The sequence below is a fragment of the Ensifer adhaerens genome (assembly GCF_002940685.1).
Lineage (GTDB): Bacteria > Pseudomonadota > Alphaproteobacteria > Rhizobiales > Rhizobiaceae > Ensifer > Ensifer adhaerens_E.
The window spans coordinates 275,144-291,679 of sequence record NZ_PNFP01000003.1 but is presented as its reverse complement, the minus strand read 5'-3'; the positions used below and the strand labels follow the sequence as shown (position 1 = coordinate 291,679).

16 protein-coding genes are annotated in these 16,536 nt (G+C 64.2%); 7 read left to right on the top strand and 9 right to left on the bottom strand.

The annotated features are described in order from the left end of the window. Positions 1-108: 108 nt before the first annotated feature. The 3 genes from C1A35_RS07390 to C1A35_RS07380 are packed head-to-tail and all read right to left on the bottom strand — an operon-like array spanning position 109 to position 1,383. The gene (locus C1A35_RS07390) at positions 109-582 is read right to left on the bottom strand and encodes an SRPBCC family protein (protein WP_104663701.1); all 474 of its coding nucleotides are present in this window, start codon (positions 580-582) and stop codon (positions 109-111) included. Next, complete coding sequence (locus C1A35_RS07385) at positions 575-1,081, bottom strand: SgcJ/EcaC family oxidoreductase (protein WP_104663700.1); 507 nt, start codon at positions 1,079-1,081, stop codon at positions 575-577. The genes C1A35_RS07390 and C1A35_RS07385 overlap by 8 nt, the downstream gene beginning before the upstream one ends. Positions 1,082-1,089: 8 nt before the next feature. Next, positions 1,090-1,383, bottom strand: coding sequence for a hypothetical protein (locus tag C1A35_RS07380; RefSeq protein ID WP_104663699.1), 294 nt, complete (start codon positions 1,381-1,383; stop codon positions 1,090-1,092). 96 nt (positions 1,384-1,479) lie between these two features. Here C1A35_RS07380 and C1A35_RS07375 point away from each other — a divergent pair, with 96 nt between their 5' ends. After that, the gene (locus C1A35_RS07375; protein WP_104663698.1) at positions 1,480-2,418 is read left to right on the top strand and encodes a LysR family transcriptional regulator; all 939 of its coding nucleotides are present in this window, start codon (positions 1,480-1,482) and stop codon (positions 2,416-2,418) included. Between the two features lie 237 nt (positions 2,419-2,655). Further along, positions 2,656-4,095: an NAD-dependent succinate-semialdehyde dehydrogenase gene (locus tag C1A35_RS07370; protein ID WP_104663697.1), complete on the top strand. Its 1,440-nt coding sequence runs from the start codon at positions 2,656-2,658 to the stop codon at positions 4,093-4,095. A gap of 70 nt (positions 4,096-4,165) precedes the next feature. On the opposite strand, the gene C1A35_RS07365 is transcribed toward C1A35_RS07370, so the two are convergent. Together C1A35_RS07365 and C1A35_RS07360 are read right to left on the bottom strand one after the other, a co-directional pair. Next, positions 4,166-4,459 carry a type II toxin-antitoxin system RelE/ParE family toxin gene (locus C1A35_RS07365; protein ID WP_104663696.1) on the bottom strand — a complete coding sequence of 98 codons (294 nt, stop codon included), beginning with the start codon at positions 4,457-4,459 and terminating at the stop codon, positions 4,166-4,168. Then, positions 4,459-4,707, bottom strand: a complete 249-nt coding sequence (locus C1A35_RS07360; protein WP_104663695.1) for a type II toxin-antitoxin system ParD family antitoxin — start codon at positions 4,705-4,707, stop codon at positions 4,459-4,461. Before C1A35_RS07360 ends, C1A35_RS07365 begins: the two co-directional genes overlap by 1 nt. A 211-nt stretch (positions 4,708-4,918) precedes the next feature. Here C1A35_RS07360 and C1A35_RS07355 point away from each other — a divergent pair, with 211 nt between their 5' ends. Then, complete coding sequence (locus tag C1A35_RS07355; RefSeq protein WP_104663694.1) at positions 4,919-6,403, top strand: MDR family MFS transporter; 1,485 nt, start codon at positions 4,919-4,921, stop codon at positions 6,401-6,403. A 63-nt stretch (positions 6,404-6,466) separates the two neighbouring features. On the opposite strand, the gene C1A35_RS07350 is transcribed toward C1A35_RS07355, so the two are convergent. From C1A35_RS07350 to C1A35_RS07335, 4 genes are all read right to left on the bottom strand, one after another. Then, the gene (locus C1A35_RS07350) at positions 6,467-9,160 is read right to left on the bottom strand and encodes a TonB-dependent receptor domain-containing protein (protein WP_104663693.1); all 2,694 of its coding nucleotides are present in this window, start codon (positions 9,158-9,160) and stop codon (positions 6,467-6,469) included. 127 nt (positions 9,161-9,287) lie between these two features. Next, the gene (locus tag C1A35_RS07345) at positions 9,288-10,289 is read right to left on the bottom strand and encodes a FecR family protein (protein WP_104663692.1); all 1,002 of its coding nucleotides are present in this window, start codon (positions 10,287-10,289) and stop codon (positions 9,288-9,290) included. Then, the gene (locus C1A35_RS07340) at positions 10,282-10,794 is read right to left on the bottom strand and encodes a sigma-70 family RNA polymerase sigma factor (protein ID WP_104663691.1); all 513 of its coding nucleotides are present in this window, start codon (positions 10,792-10,794) and stop codon (positions 10,282-10,284) included. The genes C1A35_RS07345 and C1A35_RS07340 overlap by 8 nt, the downstream gene beginning before the upstream one ends. A gap of 271 nt (positions 10,795-11,065) precedes the next feature. Further along, complete coding sequence (locus C1A35_RS07335; protein ID WP_104663690.1) at positions 11,066-11,902, bottom strand: oxidoreductase; 837 nt, start codon at positions 11,900-11,902, stop codon at positions 11,066-11,068. A gap of 115 nt (positions 11,903-12,017) precedes the next feature. On the opposite strand from C1A35_RS07335, the gene C1A35_RS07330 reads away from it, so the two are divergent. From C1A35_RS07330 to C1A35_RS07315, 4 genes are all read left to right on the top strand, one after another. Then, positions 12,018-12,920, top strand: a complete 903-nt coding sequence (locus C1A35_RS07330) for a LysR family transcriptional regulator (protein WP_104663689.1) — start codon at positions 12,018-12,020, stop codon at positions 12,918-12,920. A gap of 227 nt (positions 12,921-13,147) precedes the next feature. Continuing rightward, the gene (locus C1A35_RS07325; RefSeq protein ID WP_234822829.1) at positions 13,148-14,425 is read left to right on the top strand and encodes a sensor histidine kinase; all 1,278 of its coding nucleotides are present in this window, start codon (positions 13,148-13,150) and stop codon (positions 14,423-14,425) included. A 314-nt stretch (positions 14,426-14,739) separates the two neighbouring features. Further along, positions 14,740-16,092, top strand: coding sequence for a tlde1 domain-containing protein (locus tag C1A35_RS07320; protein ID WP_440271501.1), 1,353 nt, complete (start codon positions 14,740-14,742; stop codon positions 16,090-16,092). A 122-nt stretch (positions 16,093-16,214) separates the two neighbouring features. Then, on the top strand, positions 16,215-16,481 hold the full coding sequence (locus C1A35_RS07315) for a DUF2277 domain-containing protein (protein ID WP_104663686.1): 267 nt from the start codon (positions 16,215-16,217) through the stop codon (positions 16,479-16,481). The last annotated feature ends 55 nt before the right edge of the window (positions 16,482-16,536 follow it).

Here is a 16,536-nt window from a genome sequence, read left to right as displayed (position 1 = left end):
GTGGTGCCGACCATCGCAGGTTGGGCCCGAATCTGGCCGCTTCAATGGCGCAAGACACTGAAAAACAATTAAAAATTGTTCATCTTTGAAGCCGCAGACGGCCGCCCCTCAGGCGTCCACCGGCGGGCGCTCGACTAAGGGGGCAAGCGCTTGGAGCAGCTCGCGAAACCCGATTTCCCGTTCGCGCGGCTCGTCAAGACGATTGAGGAAGGCGGCCTGCTCCGTATAGGTGAGGCATGTTCCCTCACCCTCGGCCACAAATTCGAGCGTTCCCAAAGAGACCGAGATCGGCCTTTCGTCCACGGTCATCGTATAGGAGAAGACGATGCGCTCATTCGGAACGATCTCGAGATAGATCGTGTCGTTGCTGATTGCCGGGTCGTTGCCGAAGCGGAAGCGGCTGTGCTCGCGCCCACCAACCTCGAAGAGCGAGGTGAACGCCTCGATCGTCCATCCCTCCCCTTCGACGAACCAGCGCCGCTTGGTGGCGGCGTCCGCAAAGGCATGGAAGACACGTGCCGGGGTCGCGGCGAAGCTGCGGCGAATGACGAAGGTTGCGTGGTTGACGGATCTTTCAGTCATGTTCGTGGGTCTCGCTGCTGGTTGCTTCACCCACCGCCCGCTTCTGGGCGGCGATCTTTTCGCTTTGGTGCGTGGTGTTCTGGGCGATGACGATCCTCCAGGCGTCATTGTGACGTCGAAGAATGTAGAGCGGCCGTCCCTCGTCCTCGCCGGCCCGGTGATTGCCTTTGGCGTCGACCGGAATTTGCCGCACGTTCACGGCGGCAACGTCCGCACGCAGAAAGGTGATGCGCTCGACGTCGTAGAACGCCTGGAAATCGCGAAACACGGTCGGGAGCACCGCGGCGGTGAAGGCGTGGATTGCCTGCGAGCCGACGAGCCGGCGCCCGAAAGCCGTCGTCCACACGGCCTCCGGTGCAAGCAGCGAGGCGAAACCGTCGACGTCCCGGGCCCATTGGGTCTCCTCTACACGGGCGACGAGCGCGAGAATGGCGCCGACATCGCGGGCATCAGCGGGTGATGCGCCATTGGCCTCAGCGATTTCGGGGATGGGGCGCATGCGCGGCCTCACCGTAAGGCCTCGACCGCTGCCGGCACGCCGATGTCGCTGAAGGAGAGACTGAGCCTGGCGGTCCAATGGCCGACCACTAGAGCCTGGACGACAGATCCGGCAACGTGGGTGCGGAATACCGGATCCGCCCCAGGCTCTAGCAGCAGGAAAGCCTCGTCCGGCGGCCGGCCGGCGATAGAGGCTTCACCGAAGTTGTGCGGGAGGGGACGAGCGTCGGAGCCGAGGATGATGCGATCACGGTCGTGAGCCTCCCGCGTGCCAGTGGCGTGATCGGTGATCGCCCGTTTCATTTCCTGCTCCCTCAGACCCCTAGGCGGAGCATTGCCTCAATTCATTGATCCATGTAATTGCTCGAATATCGATCATATTGATCAGGATAGCCGATCATGCTGGATGCCCTGACACTGGACCAGTTGCGCGTGTTCGTCGCCATCGTCGACCACGGCTCGTTCCGGGCGGCGGCGCGCGTCCTCGGGCGTGCCCAGTCCGGCCTCAGCAACGCCATTCTCAACCTCGAAACGGAACTGCGCCTGCCGCTGTTCGACCGCTCCCAGCACCGCCCCGAGCTGACGAAAGCGGGAGCGACGCTGCTCGCGGAAGCGAGAACGTTGCTGATCAAGGCCGACGCGCTGCGCGCCAAGGCGAACGGCTTCAATCAGGGTATGGAATCGGCACTGCGCGTTGCACTCGACCCGCTGCTTCCGCTGCCGGATATCGCCCGGGTTGTCAGCGACTTCACGCTCTCCCATCCCGGTGTGCGGGTGGAACTCGTGACGGCGCCGATGACCATGGCGCTGAACCTGGTGCTCGACGGGGACTGCGACCTTGGTCTGACCGCCGCGCAGGAGACGGACGCGCATATCGCCAGCGAGGCGGTCGCCGTCTTTCCGGGCATGGTGCCGGTATCGGCACGCGAGCATCCTCTCGCGGCTGCCGTCCAGGGATCCGCGGGCCTGACGACGGTCGACCTTGCCGACCATCTGCAGATTGTCGTCGCGGATCCCTCTGCCGAGCAGCAAGGGGTGAGCTACGCCGTGTTCTCGCAGCAAACGCTGCGGGTCAGCGACATCGCCACCAAACACGCGCTCATTCTTGCCGCAGCCGGGTGGGGTCATCTGCCCCTGTGGCTGGTAAGGGCCGATCTCGACGAAGGGCGCCTCTGCGAGGTACCGCTTGCAACCCGCAACGGTCTTCCCGGCCCGCTTCTCCCCTTCTATGCGATCCGCCGGATCGATCGGGTTCGCGGGCCCGCAATGGAAAGCCTTTGCAATCTCCTGCTCGCCCATTTCAGGGGCCAGCGGCAGGCGACATCGGCGCTCGCCTGATCTGCCGCCCTTTTGGACAGCGGCAGTCAAACAGCCGCGGGCAGGCAGCCAGGGGGTTGACGTGCAGAGCCTGAGCGTCTTCAGATCATCCGGGACAGGGATGACGGCTTGCAACGCGGCAGCCACGTCCCCATCTCCAGATCTTGAGGTTGCCTGGCCAGGCAGCCCATCCCCCATCGACCTGATCCTACGGCGTCGCAAGCAAGGCGACGAATTTCATTCAGTAAAGGGTTTCCCATGGCTCACTATCCAGACACTCTGCTTCATATCGACGGCGCCTGGCGGCCGGCGCGATCGGGCAAGACCATTCCCGTCATCGACCCTGCCAACGAAGAAGCGATCGGGCATGTGGCCTGGGCCGAAGTGGAGGATCTGGACGAGGCGCTTGCGGCGGCCGAAAAGGGTTTCAAGACGTGGCGGGCAACGTCTGCTTTCGATCGCGCCCAGGTGATGCGGTCGGCTGCCGCCCTGCTTCGCGAACGGGCCGGCGACATCGCCTTTCTGATGACCCGCGAACAGGGCAAGCCCCTTGCCCAGTCCAAGGGCGAGATCCTGGCTGCGGCCGAAATCATCGAGTGGTTCGCCGAGGAAGGAAAACGCGCCTACGGCCAGATCATTCCGCCGCGCGCACCCGACGTCACCCAGATGACGGTCAAGCTGCCCGTCGGTCCCGTTGCCGCCTTCACGCCCTGGAACTTCCCGATCAACCAGGTGGTGCGAAAGCTGTCGGCGGCGCTGACCACCGGATGCTCGATCATCGTGAAGGCGCCTGAGGAGACGCCGGCTTCGCCGGCCGAGCTCATCCGCTGCTTTGTCGACGCCGGGCTTCCGGCAGGCGTCGTCAATCTCGTCTACGGCGTGCCCTCCGTCATCTCGGAATATCTGATTGCCCATCCGGTGATCCGCAAGATGTCGTTCACCGGCTCGACGCCGATTGGCAAGATGCTCGCTGCCCTTGCCGGCCAGCACATGAAGCGCGCCACGATGGAGCTCGGCGGGCATGCGCCTGTCATCGTCACCGATGATGCCGATGTCGAGCGCGCCGTCGCCGTCATGTCCGGCAGCAAGTACCGCAACGCCGGCCAGGTCTGCGTGTCGCCGACCCGCTTCCTCGTGCAGGAGCGCGTCGCGGACCAGTTCCTCGACGGCTTCGTCGCCGCCTCGAAAAAGATCAGGGTCGGCAACGGTCTCGAAGCCGGTGTCGACATGGGGCCGCTTGCCAACGAGCGGCGCATCCCGGCGATCGAAAGCCTGATTTCGGATGCCGTGGAACACGGCGGGCGACTTGCAACCGGCGGCCATCGCATCGGGAACCGCGGCTACTTCTTCGAGCCGACGGTCCTTGCCGACGTGCCGGTGACGGCCCGGATCATGAACGACGAGCCCTTCGGTCCGGTCTCGATCATCAACCGCTTCGGCGACCTGGACGAGGCGATCCATGAGGCGAACCGCCTGCCCTTCGGCCTTGCGGCCTATGCCTTCACCGGATCGGAGCGCAGCGCCTATCGGCTCGCAAGCGAGGTCGAAAGCGGCATGATTTCGATCAACCACCTGGGCCTGGCGCTGCCGGAAGTCCCCTTCGGCGGCATCAAGGATTCCGGCTACGGCACCGAGGGCGGTTCCGAAGCGATCGAGGCCTATCTGGAAACGCGCTTCGTCACGCGCAAGAGCGTCTGACACCGGCTGCAGGCAAACGCCTGCTCGACCGATAAAGCAACGGGGACGGCGACGAGACGTCGTCCCCTGCTTAAAGTGCGTTGCTCATCCAGTCCTCGTGCCCATGGCGGACACGAACGATGAGGATGTCGCCGTCCGGCTCGATCCGGTAGACGAGCAGATGCGCCTTGAACGGATGGATGCGCATCGGCGGCGACAGTTCCGTGCGCTCGCGCGCCATGCCCGGATTGGCGGCAACCAGGGCGAAAATGTCGAAGAGCTCATCGTGATATCGTCGCGCCTGGGCGGCGCCGAAAAGGCGCACCCCATCCTCGGCGATCGCGATGATGTCTTCTTCTGCCGCGACGGAAAGCCGGAATGCCATTATCCGCGCGGCGCGTCAGCGCGCGCCAGCGCCGCGGAAAAGAGTTCGTCCCTGGAACGCGACCCGACGCCGCTCTTCAGACCGTCGTCGACAAAGCGCTGCATCACCGCAACCTTGTCGTTCCGCTCCTGGTCCCTGCGGATGAGGTCGCGCACATAGTCGCTGGCATTGGCATAACGGCCCGTGCGCGTCTGCGCTTCCACCCAATCCTTCATCGGGTCGGGCAAGGATACGTTCATCGTCGCCATGTCGGCCTCCGTTGCTGCAGGGAGAATGGCATTTTTTGGCAAAGTTTGTCAAATTGGCGCGCGTCAGCTACGACCCTTCCCCGATAGCCTCGTTCCCTGCCACCCCTTGAAGGCCGCGGTCTGGCCGCCGCGCCGGTTGACTATCGGCGTGCCAGCCTTTCTGAATGCCATCGGCACAGGCTGAACGACGGATCGCAATCGGACCTTCGGAATGACAGAGACGCTTCATCGAAATGGAATGGCCGCAACGGGATCCGCCCTTTCCGAGCCGGAAAAAAACATCATCATCGGCGGCGTTCTTCTCTCCATGCTTCTGGCTGCGCTCGACCAGACGATCGTGGCGCCGGCGATGCCGACCATCGGCAAGGCGCTGGGACATAGCGAGTACCTGCCGTGGGTCGTGACCGGCTACCTGCTGACCGCGACGGCCATGGCGCCGCTCTACGGCAAGATCTCGGACATCTACGGAAGGCGGCCGACGATCTTTGCCGCCATCGTCATCTTCCTCGCGGGATCGCTGATAAGCGCGCTGGCGCCCAACATGCTGACGCTGATCGTCGGCCGCGCCGTGCAGGGCCTGGGCGGCGGCGGCCTGTTCGCGCTGGCGCAGACCGTCATCGGCGACCTCGTTCCGCCCAAGGAACGGGCGCGCTACGCCGCCTGGATATCCGGAACATGGGCGGTTGCGAGCATCGCCGGACCGCTGCTCGGCGGCACCTTCGCCGAGCATCTGCACTGGTCCCTGATCTTCTGGATCAATATTCCGCTCGGGCTTGCGGCAATGGCGATCATCAACAGGCCGTTGAGGAAGCTTCCGACCGTCGCCCGTGCGCACCGGATCGACGGCGCCGGTGCTTTCTTGCTCGTCGCCGCGACCGCGCTCTTGCTGCTTGCGCTCAACTGGGGCGGCAGCCGCTATCCCTGGCTTTCCACCGTCATACTCGGCTTGCTCGGCTCTTCCGTCGTCCTGTGGCTCGCATTTGCCCTGCGACTGCGCAGGGCGAGCGAACCGCTGATCTCGCTGGAAGTGCTCGGCAATCCTGTCGTGCGCTATGGAACGCTTGCCATGTTCCTGGCCCAGGGCGCCAATGTCGGGCTCGCGGTCTATATCCCCGTCTACGCGCAATCGTTCCATGGGCTGTCGGCCAGTAGTTCGGGTGTCGTGATGCTCGGCCTGTTGCTTGGAACTGTCTGTGGTGCATCAGCCAGCGGGCGGACGATAGCGCGCATGGTTCATTACAAGCGGATGGCGCTGGTTGGCGGTGCGCTTGCCTTCCTCTGCCTGGCGGCCCTTGCCGTTCTTGCCGGACGAACTTCGCTGATCGTCCTTGAGCTTTTGACATTCGCCGCCGGCTTTGGCTCGGGCATGACGTTTCCGGTGGCGACGATTTCGGTTCAGAACTCCGTCGACCAGGCGCATCTCGGCGTCGCAACCGGCGTTCTGACGTTCCTGCGATCGCTCGGTGGCGCTCTCGGCGTCGCGGCATTCGGCGCGATCGCCCTTGGCAACGGCCTGCCGCTCGCTGGCGAAGGGATGGAAACTCTCGGCACGACGATCACGTCGGCCGTGCCTTTCACCTATATTTTCATCGCGAGCGCCGCAGCGATGGCGGCGGCGCTCGTCTTTTTTCATCTCATGCCGGAAAAACCATTGCGGGGCCGCGACGAGAGTGCGGTAGCCGCTGCCGTCGAATAGCGAGATCGCTGCCGCCCGCGCCTGTCTCGGCGCGGCCAAGGACGGCATTTTTGATCGTGGGGCTTAGAACTCCGCCTTCAGCGATGCGTAGAAGGTGCGTCCCGGGCCGGGCTGCTGCACGAGGCTCAAGGGGTCGACATAATAGGCATCGGTCAGGTTCTCGATCCGGAAGCTGGCGGTCAGGCTCTCGTTGATGCGGTACTCGGCGAACGCGTCCACCAGCGTATAGGGCTTCCAGTCGATCAGCGAGATGAACTGCGAGGCGCCCTGGGCGGTCACGTCGCCGTGGCCGATCGCGCGCGATCCCGTTCGCGAAACGCGCCCGCCGACCGTCAAGGCGTCGTCGAGGAACGTTTGCGACAGGGTCAGCGCGACCGTGTACTCGGGCGGCACCTGGTTGGTGGCGTAGTCGGCGTAGAGCGACTTGTTCCCGCAGGTCGTGGCCGTTCGGCAAAACTCGACATCGGTGTAGTAGTTGGCGGCAAGCTCGGCGGTAAAGCCGCCGCGTTCATAGCGACCGGAGAGTTCGATACCCTGGAAATGCGCACCGGCGATGTTGTGGATGCGCATGCCGGAGATCCCGCGCGGGTCGGTATACCATTCGCGCGAGATGTAGTTGTCGACGTTCCAGTCGAAGAAGCCGAGCTTCATCATCGCCTGGTCGTCGGCTGAAATCACGCCCTCGCGTCTGAGATTGGTGCCCACTTCCCAATTGTTGGATCGCTCCGGCCTAACGTCGGAATTGACGTTCATGGTGAAGGCCGAGACGCCCTCGAAGATGCTCGGCGAGCGCAGTGCGCTCGAGTAGTTCACATAGAATTGGGTGCCGTCGAAGGGCTCCAGCGTCACGCCCACCGACGGGCTGAACCCGCCGTCGCTGAGGGCCGTGTCGTAGGTGTAGCCGGGGCGGACCTGTTCCGGGGCGTTTCGATCCTCGGTCCAGTAGTGCTGATAGCGCAGGCCGCCATTGATCGTCAGCCAATCGGTCGCCTTCCAGGCGGCCTTGGTGTAGGCCGCCGCCTCCTGCCGCGTGCCGTCGCGAAGGTCGAGCCAGGTTTCGAGTTCAGGCGTGAACTTGCTCGGTCGCGTGTCCTCGCTCTGGAACGACAGGCCGTAGGTCAGGTCGAGCGCGCCGTAGTCGGTCGTCAATGCCGACGTGTTTGCGACATCGGCGCCCCACATGAAGGTATCGGATCCGGTGCGGAAGTCGGCCGGCAGGCCGAAATCTCCGGGCTGGGGATAGAGCACGCCGCTCCGCCGGGGATTGCGCAGCTCCAGGCGCGTGGCCCAGAGGTTGGCCTTGAGATCGATGAGGTCGTTGTCGTCCGGCTTCCAGCCGTAGCGAAGGGTGCCGGCATCGACCTTCGTTCCCGCCGTCTGGCCCTGCTGCATCGCCTGGCCGCGATCGGATGTCAGGCGCGACGCCAGGAGGTCGCCGGCCTCGCTGCGGAAGCCGTTGTAGCCGAATTGCAGGCTATGACCGTTTTCGAAACGAACGGTACCCTTGGCGAGATAGGATTTTGTCTGGAGCTGCGTGTTGAGCACTTCCTCGCCGGCGCGATAGTTGGCGATGCCGATATTGTCGATATAGTCCTTCCAGCCCCGGGCCGGCGGCAGGCACACGCCGCTCTCGTAGCAGAAGGGTCGCGGCCCCATGCTGACCGGTTTTGCCGCCGGTCCGTTGGTGCCGGCGTGATAATTGCCCTGCCGGCGATAGGCGTAGCCGGCAAGCAGATCGACGTTCTCTTCCTGCATCGCGCCGACGATGCTGCCCGAGCCGCTGGTCGGGTCGAAGAACGAGGGGCGGTCCATTCCGTCGCTCTTTGCCGTTGCCACGGGAGGCGCCCAGGTGCCACCTGGCCAGGCATAGCCGGCGGTGGTGCCGGCCGGCGGCGGCGTGGAGGTGTTGGTGCCGAAGCCGCCCTTGACCCTGAGGCCGAATGTCCGTCCCTCCTTCACGATGTCGCCGGCATCGAGCGTGCGCATCGCCACCGTGCCGGCAATGCCGCTCGATGCGACGTCCGAACCCTTGGTGATTTCGACGCCGCCGAGGAAATCCGGATCGACGAAGGTCCGGTTGGAGATGCCCTGATAGCCCTGATAGACCGTGGCCGAATTGCTGGCGCCGTCAACGGTGACGGCGACGCGGCCCATGCCCTGCATGCCGCGGATGTTGACGTCGACGGCGCCGGCACCGTTGCGCGCTTCGCCGGAGAGCACGCCCGGCGTGCCGCGGAAGATATCGGCCGGGCTCGAGCCGCGGAAACGGTCGATGTTTTCTCCAGAGATGTAGGCGGTCGGCGCGGCCGTTTCATAGGGCGCGTTCACGGGATTGATGATCCCGGAGCCGGCGACGATCGGTGCGAGCATCGTTTCGCCGCCGGCTGCGCCGACCGCATGCGCGCCGGAGACCCGTTCGGTAATCGTGACGGTCCCGCCGCTCAGGCTATAGGAGAGGCCGCTTCCGGAGAGCAGCTGCGAAAGGGCCTGCGTCGGGGCGATCGGTCCGCTGACGGCCGGTGCGGATTTCCCTTGGGTCAGCGAGGCCGAATAGGCGAGCCTCAGCCCGGATTGCCGCGCGAACGCCGTGAGCGCCCCGGTCAGGGATTGCGCCGGAATGTCGAAGGCCAGGACGCCTGCGCGGGCAGACCGTTCCTGTTGTGCCAAAGCCGGCATTGCCGTTTGAAGTGACCCGACCGCCGTGGTTGCGACCACGACCGCGCCAAGAAGTTTGTTTCGCCCCGTTTGTCTGGACATCTGATCCCTATTCCCATGCCTGTGAGCGAGGGATCGGTGTTGCTGGTGGCAGGACACATCCCTCAAAAGCCGAGACGAGGCGCCAGCCAAAAAACCACAACGCGGTTCGAACAAAATTTCAGAACGGCTAGGCTGCCGAGATCAATGTCATGAAGCGTGTCATGCGCGTGACCCGGATCGGCAGGCCGGACGCAAGCGCTGCAAGCGAGGCGTCGGGCGTTCTTAAGTCCAGTACAGCGCTGACCCGCGTCGACTTCAGGCTGTCGTGACTGAAGACGATCCAGCCGCCGTGATAGCGGCTCAGAGCGGCGACGATGTCATCGAGCCTGCGGTTTTCGGCCACGTACATGCCGGACTGCCAGGCGAGCGCGATTGCCGGATCCTGCGCGACGGGCGCGCCGACGACGCCATTGCGGGCGACCGACACGCGTTGTCCCTCGGCGACCGTAACGCCGGCAAAGCCACCGGCCGTTGGTTGCACGCGAACCGAATGACGGGTGACGGCGACGCCGAGCGAGCCGTCCGCAGTGTTGGCGTCGACGTCGAAGGCGGTGCCGAGGGCGGTGACGACGACGCCGCCTGAGGCAACGCGAAAGGGTCGCGCTTCCGCCGCCACGTCGAAGAATGCCTGGCCTTCCTTCAGAACCACCCGGCGCGCCCGTTCGTCGAAATTGACGTCCATCGCCGAACGGGCGTTGAGAACCACTCGCGATCCGTCGGGCAGGTCGATCGATCGCGTCTCTGCCGTGTCGGTCGCATAGTCGGAGCCGAGGCTGCGCAGCCAGGGGCGCGAAGCGGTCAGCCCGCCTCCCAGCACCGCAATGCCCGCAGCGCCGGTCAGAAGCCGGCGGCGCGAAAGCATGGCCGTGTCGCGGCCGGGATAGACAAGACCGGTCCGGCGATCACGCCTGAGATGCGCCGCGTCGCTCCACAAGGTTTCGGCTTCGAGCGCCGCTGCCTCGTGCTCGACGCTTTGTCCGCGCCAGGCCTCGTAGGCGCGCCGGTCGTCGCCGGTGGCTTCCCCGGAATGCAGGCGGACGACCCAGGCGAGCGCCGCGTCGGAAATGTCCCTGGAGGGACAATGCGGTGGTGTCGATGCGTGTTTCACGGCCGGCGCTTTGTCAGACATGGTCCATCTCGCGCCGCACGTCGCGGCAATGGGACAGGGCACGCAGCATGTGCTTCTCGACCATGCTGACCGAGATGCCCAGCGTTTCGGCTATTTCCCGGTGCGAATGCCCCTCCACCTTGTTCATGATGAAGGCCGTCCGGCAGGCGCTCGGCAGTTCGTTCAGGAGCACCGAAAGTGCTGCGACCTTGTCGCGAAACTCCAGCCTCTGCGCAAAATCGTCGGGCGACGACAGCCGGTCCGCCTGGTCCAGTTCGACCCGGCGCGACCACTCCCGCTCGAGCTTGATGCGAAAGTCGATCGCTGCATTTCTCGCTGCCTTGAACAGGTAGGAACGCGGATGCTCGACGCTGCGGCGGTCCACCCTCACCATGCGCAGATAGGCGTTCTGCACGACTTCCTCGCCATCGTCCCGGTTGCCGATCAGGCGCGATGCATAGCGCACCACCTCCTTGTGGTGACGCCTGAAGAGCAGGCCGAGCCAGTGATTGAGAGAACTTGCCATCCTGCCGCCCCTCCTAGCGAAGCGCGACACGGTGGTCTTGGGGGTGGATTTCGACAGGCATGAGGGCAAACTTCGCGGGAAAAACCTGCGGCTCGACCGATGCCGCATGATCAATAATACTTGTCTCTTATACTCATGTTTTAGAGTCCGACAAGCACCTTTGCGCGAAAACGCCGGGATTGGATCGCCGGTACCGCATCCCGGAAGGTTCCGGGCAGTCGGTACCGGCGACATCTTATGCTGATCAGCGGGAGATCGGCTCAGGCTCCGTTCAAGCAGCCGGTTCGAAGTCGGTCGAAACGGAAACCGTACGCCACTGGGCGAGAAGGTCCCGATCCGAAGCGTGCTTTGCCTCGATCGTTGCGACCGTATCGCTGCCAAGCGGAAGTCGAACCGGCGGTTGGTCCGCATCGACGAACGAGATCAGCACGTCGGCAAGTCTGTCGGGATTGCCTGGCTGGTTATGGCTGATCTCCTTCGCCTTGCTGCGGACCGCGCCCGCGGTCTCGGCATAGTCACTGATCTCGATCGGGCTGACGCTCAGCGACGTCTGGTCGAGAAAGTCCGTGCGGAAGTAGCCGGGCTCGATCGCCGTCGCATAGATGCCGAGAGGCGCAAGCTCCGCCGCCAGGGCCTCCGTCAATCCCTCGACGGCAAATTTCGTCGAGCAATAGACGCCGAAGCCAGGCCCGCTGCGGTAGCCGCCGATGGAAGAGAAATTGAGGATCCGCCCCGCGCGCTGGCGACGCATGTGCGGCAGCACGGCGCGGGTCACGCCAAGAAGCCCGAAGACGTTGGTACGATAGAGCGCCTCGATCTCGGGGCCACTCGCCTCTTCGACCGCGCCAAGCAGACCATAGCCGGCGTTGTTGACCAGAACGTCGATGCGCCCGAAACGCGCGATCGCCTGTGTGACGGCCTCATGTGCCTGGGCCTCGTCGGTGACGTCGAGCGCCACGGCCAGGAGGTTGGGATGATCTGCGAAGCGCTCCGCGATCGCCTTGGGATTGCGCGCCGTCGCGACCACCTGATCGCCCTTCGCCAGGGCCTTTTCGACGATAAGGGCGCCAAATCCACGGGATGCGCCAGTGATGAACCAGGTATGCATGTGAACCTCCGATTTGTTTCGCCGCTCATCGTCGGCGGCTGAGGAGGTTGTACTGCGAGACGTCTGCTGAGATAATCGACAGAATTCTCGTTAAGTTGATGAGCAGATCTCAATAATGCGAACCATATCGCCGACCGACCTTTCCTCTTTTCTGGCGCTCGCCCGCCACCGCAGCTTCCGTCGCGCCGCCGACGAGATCGGCTGCACGCCGTCCGCCCTCAGCCATGCCCTGAAGGCGCTTGAGGAGCGGCTGGACCTCAGGCTCTTCAACCGAACCACCCGCAGCGTCGCCCTGACCGAGGCCGGAGAGCGTCTGCTCGCCCGCGTCGCGCCGGCCTTTCGCGATATCGAGGACGCGCTCGATGACCTCAACAACTTCCGCGGAGCGCCGGTCGGGCGGTTGAGGCTCAATGCGGCACGCACGTCGGCAAGGATGGTGCTGCTACCCCTGGTCGCTCGGTTTCTGGAAAACCATCCGAAGGTCAATATCGAGATCGTCGTCGACAACGATCTCGTCGACATGGTGTCGGAGGGCTTCGACGCCGGCATCCGCTTCGGCGAGATTATCGCCCAGGACATGATCGCCGTTCCCGTCGGACCGCGTCAGCGTACCGCGATCGTGGCAACCCCGTCCTTCTTCGAGCGCCACGCGAGGCCAACCTCCCCCGACCACCTGAAGGCGCTGCCTTGCATCGGGCTGCGCTTCGGCAGCGGGCGGCTCTATGCATGGGAGTTCGAGCGCGGGGGCGTCGAGGTTCAGGTCGAGGTGACCGGTCCCCTCGTCGTCGACGACCAGGATCTGATGGTCGAAGCCGCGCTGCTGGGTACAGGGGTTGCCTTTACCTTCGAGGATCAGGTGCGCTCCCTCATCGACGAAGGCAAGCTGGTCCGCGTCCTTGAAGACTGGTGCCCCTATTATGGCGGCCTCTATCTCTATTATCCGAGCCGGCGACAGATGCCGGCGGCACTGAGAGCCTTCGTCGATTTCGCGAGAGCCTGGGACAAGTCAGCGCCTTGAACGGAGCCGCGCCCTGCCCCGCCAAACACGCGTAATGTCCATGCAACCTGATGTTTACAATCGTCGCTTCAAGGTTTTACTGACACCGGTTCTTACCGCGTCAAAACAACGTCAGCCAGGCTCGGCGGCGTTTGCAATCCAACAACATGGTGCGGATCGTGTGGAAGCTTTGGCCAAGGTCTCTCAAGCAACGTCTCATCGCTCACCTGCTGGTTTTGCAATTGGCGGTGCTTTTTGCTTTCGGCCTATCCTTCGTCACGCTCCTGGTGGTCGCAGACGAGGGTGGCGCGCTTGTCAGTCCGGCCCCGGTCGAGACGGCGTTCCGCGCGCTCAAGAGAAACGCCAGCGGCAAGTTCGAACTCGCCGACACTGCGGACCTGGCGCGCGTTCGTATCAAGCAACCCGATTTCTGGTTCATTGCGCGCAGCGAGAAGGGCGAGATCATCGAGGCCGGCGACGTGCCTGATATCTACCGCGGCATGAGCGGGGTCCTTGGCCGAATGACCTATTCGGACATCCGCGACGACGGTCCGCCATCGCACTATCTCGCCGTCATCCGGCGCATGACAAACGAGGAAGGCACCTTCACCGTGTTCGGACAGGGAACGCTTCTCAGCCAGCCCTCCCTCATCCTCTCGTTTTCTCGGCTGTTCGTCGCGCCGATGCTGGTGCTGCTCGCGCTCGTCACGATCTTCGGGGTGCCTCGCATCGTCAACCGGGCGATCCGGGGCATCTCCGATCTCGCCCGCGAAACGGATGAGATCGACATTGCGCACCGAAGCCACCGTCTGGCCGAAACGGCGGTTCCGAGCGAAGTCCGCCCGCTCGTGCGCGGCATCAACAGCGCGCTCCACCGGCTCGATCAATCCTATGGACAACACCAGCGCTTCATCCTCGACGCCGCCCATGAGTTGCGAACCCCTGTGGCAATTCTCCAGGCGCGGCTCGATTTGCTCGCCTGCGGGCCGGAGCGCGACCGGCTGGTCTCCGACTGCGAGCGGATATCGGCGCTTGCTGAGCAGCTGCTCGACCTTCAGCGGCTCGAGGCCAATGCCCGGCCGTTCACCTCCGTCGAGCTCGTCGCCCTATGCCGCACCGTCGCTGCGGACCTCGCGCCGCTCGCTATCGACGAGGGCTACGACCTGTCCTTCGAACAGAACACTGAGCAGTCGCTGATACAGGGAGACGCAGCCTCCCTCGAACGCGCTGTCACCAATCTCGTCCAGAATGCGATCGAGCATGCGGGAAACCAGGGGGTTATCGTCGTGCGGGTCGAACCGGACGGCGTGATAGAAATCAGCGACGACGGCCCCGGCATTCCCGAGGCGGAACGCCAGCGTGTCTTCGAGGCGTTCTATCGTCTCAAGCCGCGCGACCGCGGGGCGGGCCTCGGACTGAACCTCGTTCTTCAGATCGCAGAGCGACACAACGGGCGCATCAGCATCCTGACCTCGCCAACGGGAGGCGCGTGCTTTCGCCTGGCCTTCGGCCAAGCGCGCATCTGAAGGCCACAATGACGCCACAGGTCGTGGATATCGACGCCGCACGGCAGGCGTTCCCGGGATCGGGGATAGTGTCGCAAGAGCCTTCGTGGTCTTGCGCTCAACTGCCGACCATCGGGAAAATGGACCGAATGGCGCCGTGAGGCGCAAGAAATTCGATTCGAGATCTATTTCGGCCGTTGGAAAGCAAAATTTAACCATACTTGTCCATCTTTTGTCCATCAGTCGTCAAGAAGGGGACAATCCAGAAATCGTGCAGCGGCGGTCGTTCGCCGGGCAGAGAGCCTTTGTGGGATTTTCTGGCTTGATTTGCGTAGTTGAGTAAGATCATTCGCTCACAGTCTTTGCGCCGTCTGTTGCGCCCATTGCTGATCACTTGCTGCGGTACCGCTCTCGTTGGCGCTGCTGCGTGGTCGCTTGTCGGCATGGCGGCAATCGGCAGTTCCTATGCGCATGGTTCGGGCAGCCTGCTGCCCAGGCCGCAGCTGCATTTGGTCGAGAAGACGAAAGACCGCGCCTGGGACAAACACGCCAGAACCAACCAGGCGACGCGGCTGGTGGCTGCCGCCGCCGCGCAGCCGGTCATGGTCGCTAGCCTCGCCCCCAGCGAAGCGAGATTCGCGCACGATCCCGAGTTCCCGAAGGACGCCGAAATGATCGGCAAGAGTGCCCGGATTGCAGCCGCGGTGAAGAAGGCCGTGCTGGCGTCCGAAAAGATCGCCAGCAATTCCGCTCCCTCTGCGGAGGCGCGCCATCAGAGCGCGACGATTGGCCTGCCGGCGCCGGAGCGCTTCGCGCCGGTGACAGGCGGTGCCTTGGACAACAAGCCGGTCCAGCTCGCCTACGCCACGCCCGCTCAGAGCCATGTGGAAGACAGCGCCTTTTCCGCGCTCCTGACCGCACCTTCCGAGGACGATCTCGCCGAAGAGTCGGACCAGGATACAGCCGAGGACACGGCCGCCCTGCCGAGCCATGAGGACACGCCCTCTGTCGGTCCCATGCCGCAGTTCCGCCCGCAAAGTGCGCAGACGGAAAAGCTGCCTGCCGAAGACGAAAAACCCACGACCAAGCAGGCCGAGGACGCAGCGGCGAAAAAAGAAGAAGAGACCGCCAAGGCAGACGAGGACGAACCGCCGAAGAAGCAGAAACTTGCCTATGCGCGGCCGGAGGATCCGACCGAGAACAGCGCCGGCACCGGTTTCGGCCAGGCGCTGCGCAACATGTTTGGCGGTGGCGCCAAGGCGGGCAATGGCGTTGCCGTCTACGACATCACCGCCGCCAAGGTCTACATGCCCGACGGCAGTGTGCTCGAGGCCCATTCCGGGATCGGCAAGATGGCCGACAATCCACGCTATGTGAATGTCAGGATGACCGGACCGACCCCGCCGCACACCTATAATCTCAGGATGCGCGAAACGCGCTTCCACGGGGTCGAGGCGATCCGCATGCTGCCGGTCGACGGAAAGAACAAGCACGGCCGCGACGGCTTCCTGACCCACAGCTACCTGCTGCGCGGCAAGCGCGCGGAATCCCATGGCTGCGTCGCCTTCGCCGACTATCCACGGTTCCTGACCGCCTTCAAGCAGGGCAAGGTCAAGCAGATCGTCGTGGTGCCGAGCGGCGGACGCGCGGCCGGCATGCGCCTGGCTCAGAACGGCAGGAACTCCTGACGGGAGGCTCGCCGGCAGCCGGATCTGCAGGAGGGGACGGCAAAGGTCTTCCGCCGATGAGGAACGGGCATTAAGATCCGGGCCTCGACAGGAGCGATAAGGAAGAGGACCGGGAGCCCGTCATGTGCCGAAACATCAAACCCCTGTTCAATTTCGAGCCGCCGGCGACGGACGCGGAGATCCATGACGCCGCGTTGCAGTTCGTGCGCAAACTGAGCGGAACGAACAAGCCATCCAAGCGCAACGAAGCGGCGTTCGAGCGCGCGGTCCGTTCGATCGCGGCCTGCGCGCAGGAACTGATCGACGCGCTTGAGACGTCGCAGCCCCCGCGCAACCGCGAAGAAGAGGCTGCCAAGGCACGCGCACGGGCCGCCGTCCGGTTCGCCTGACGGGCGCGACGCCGCAGGGACGGTCGACGCAAGCAAGCGAGATGGAAATCGCAGG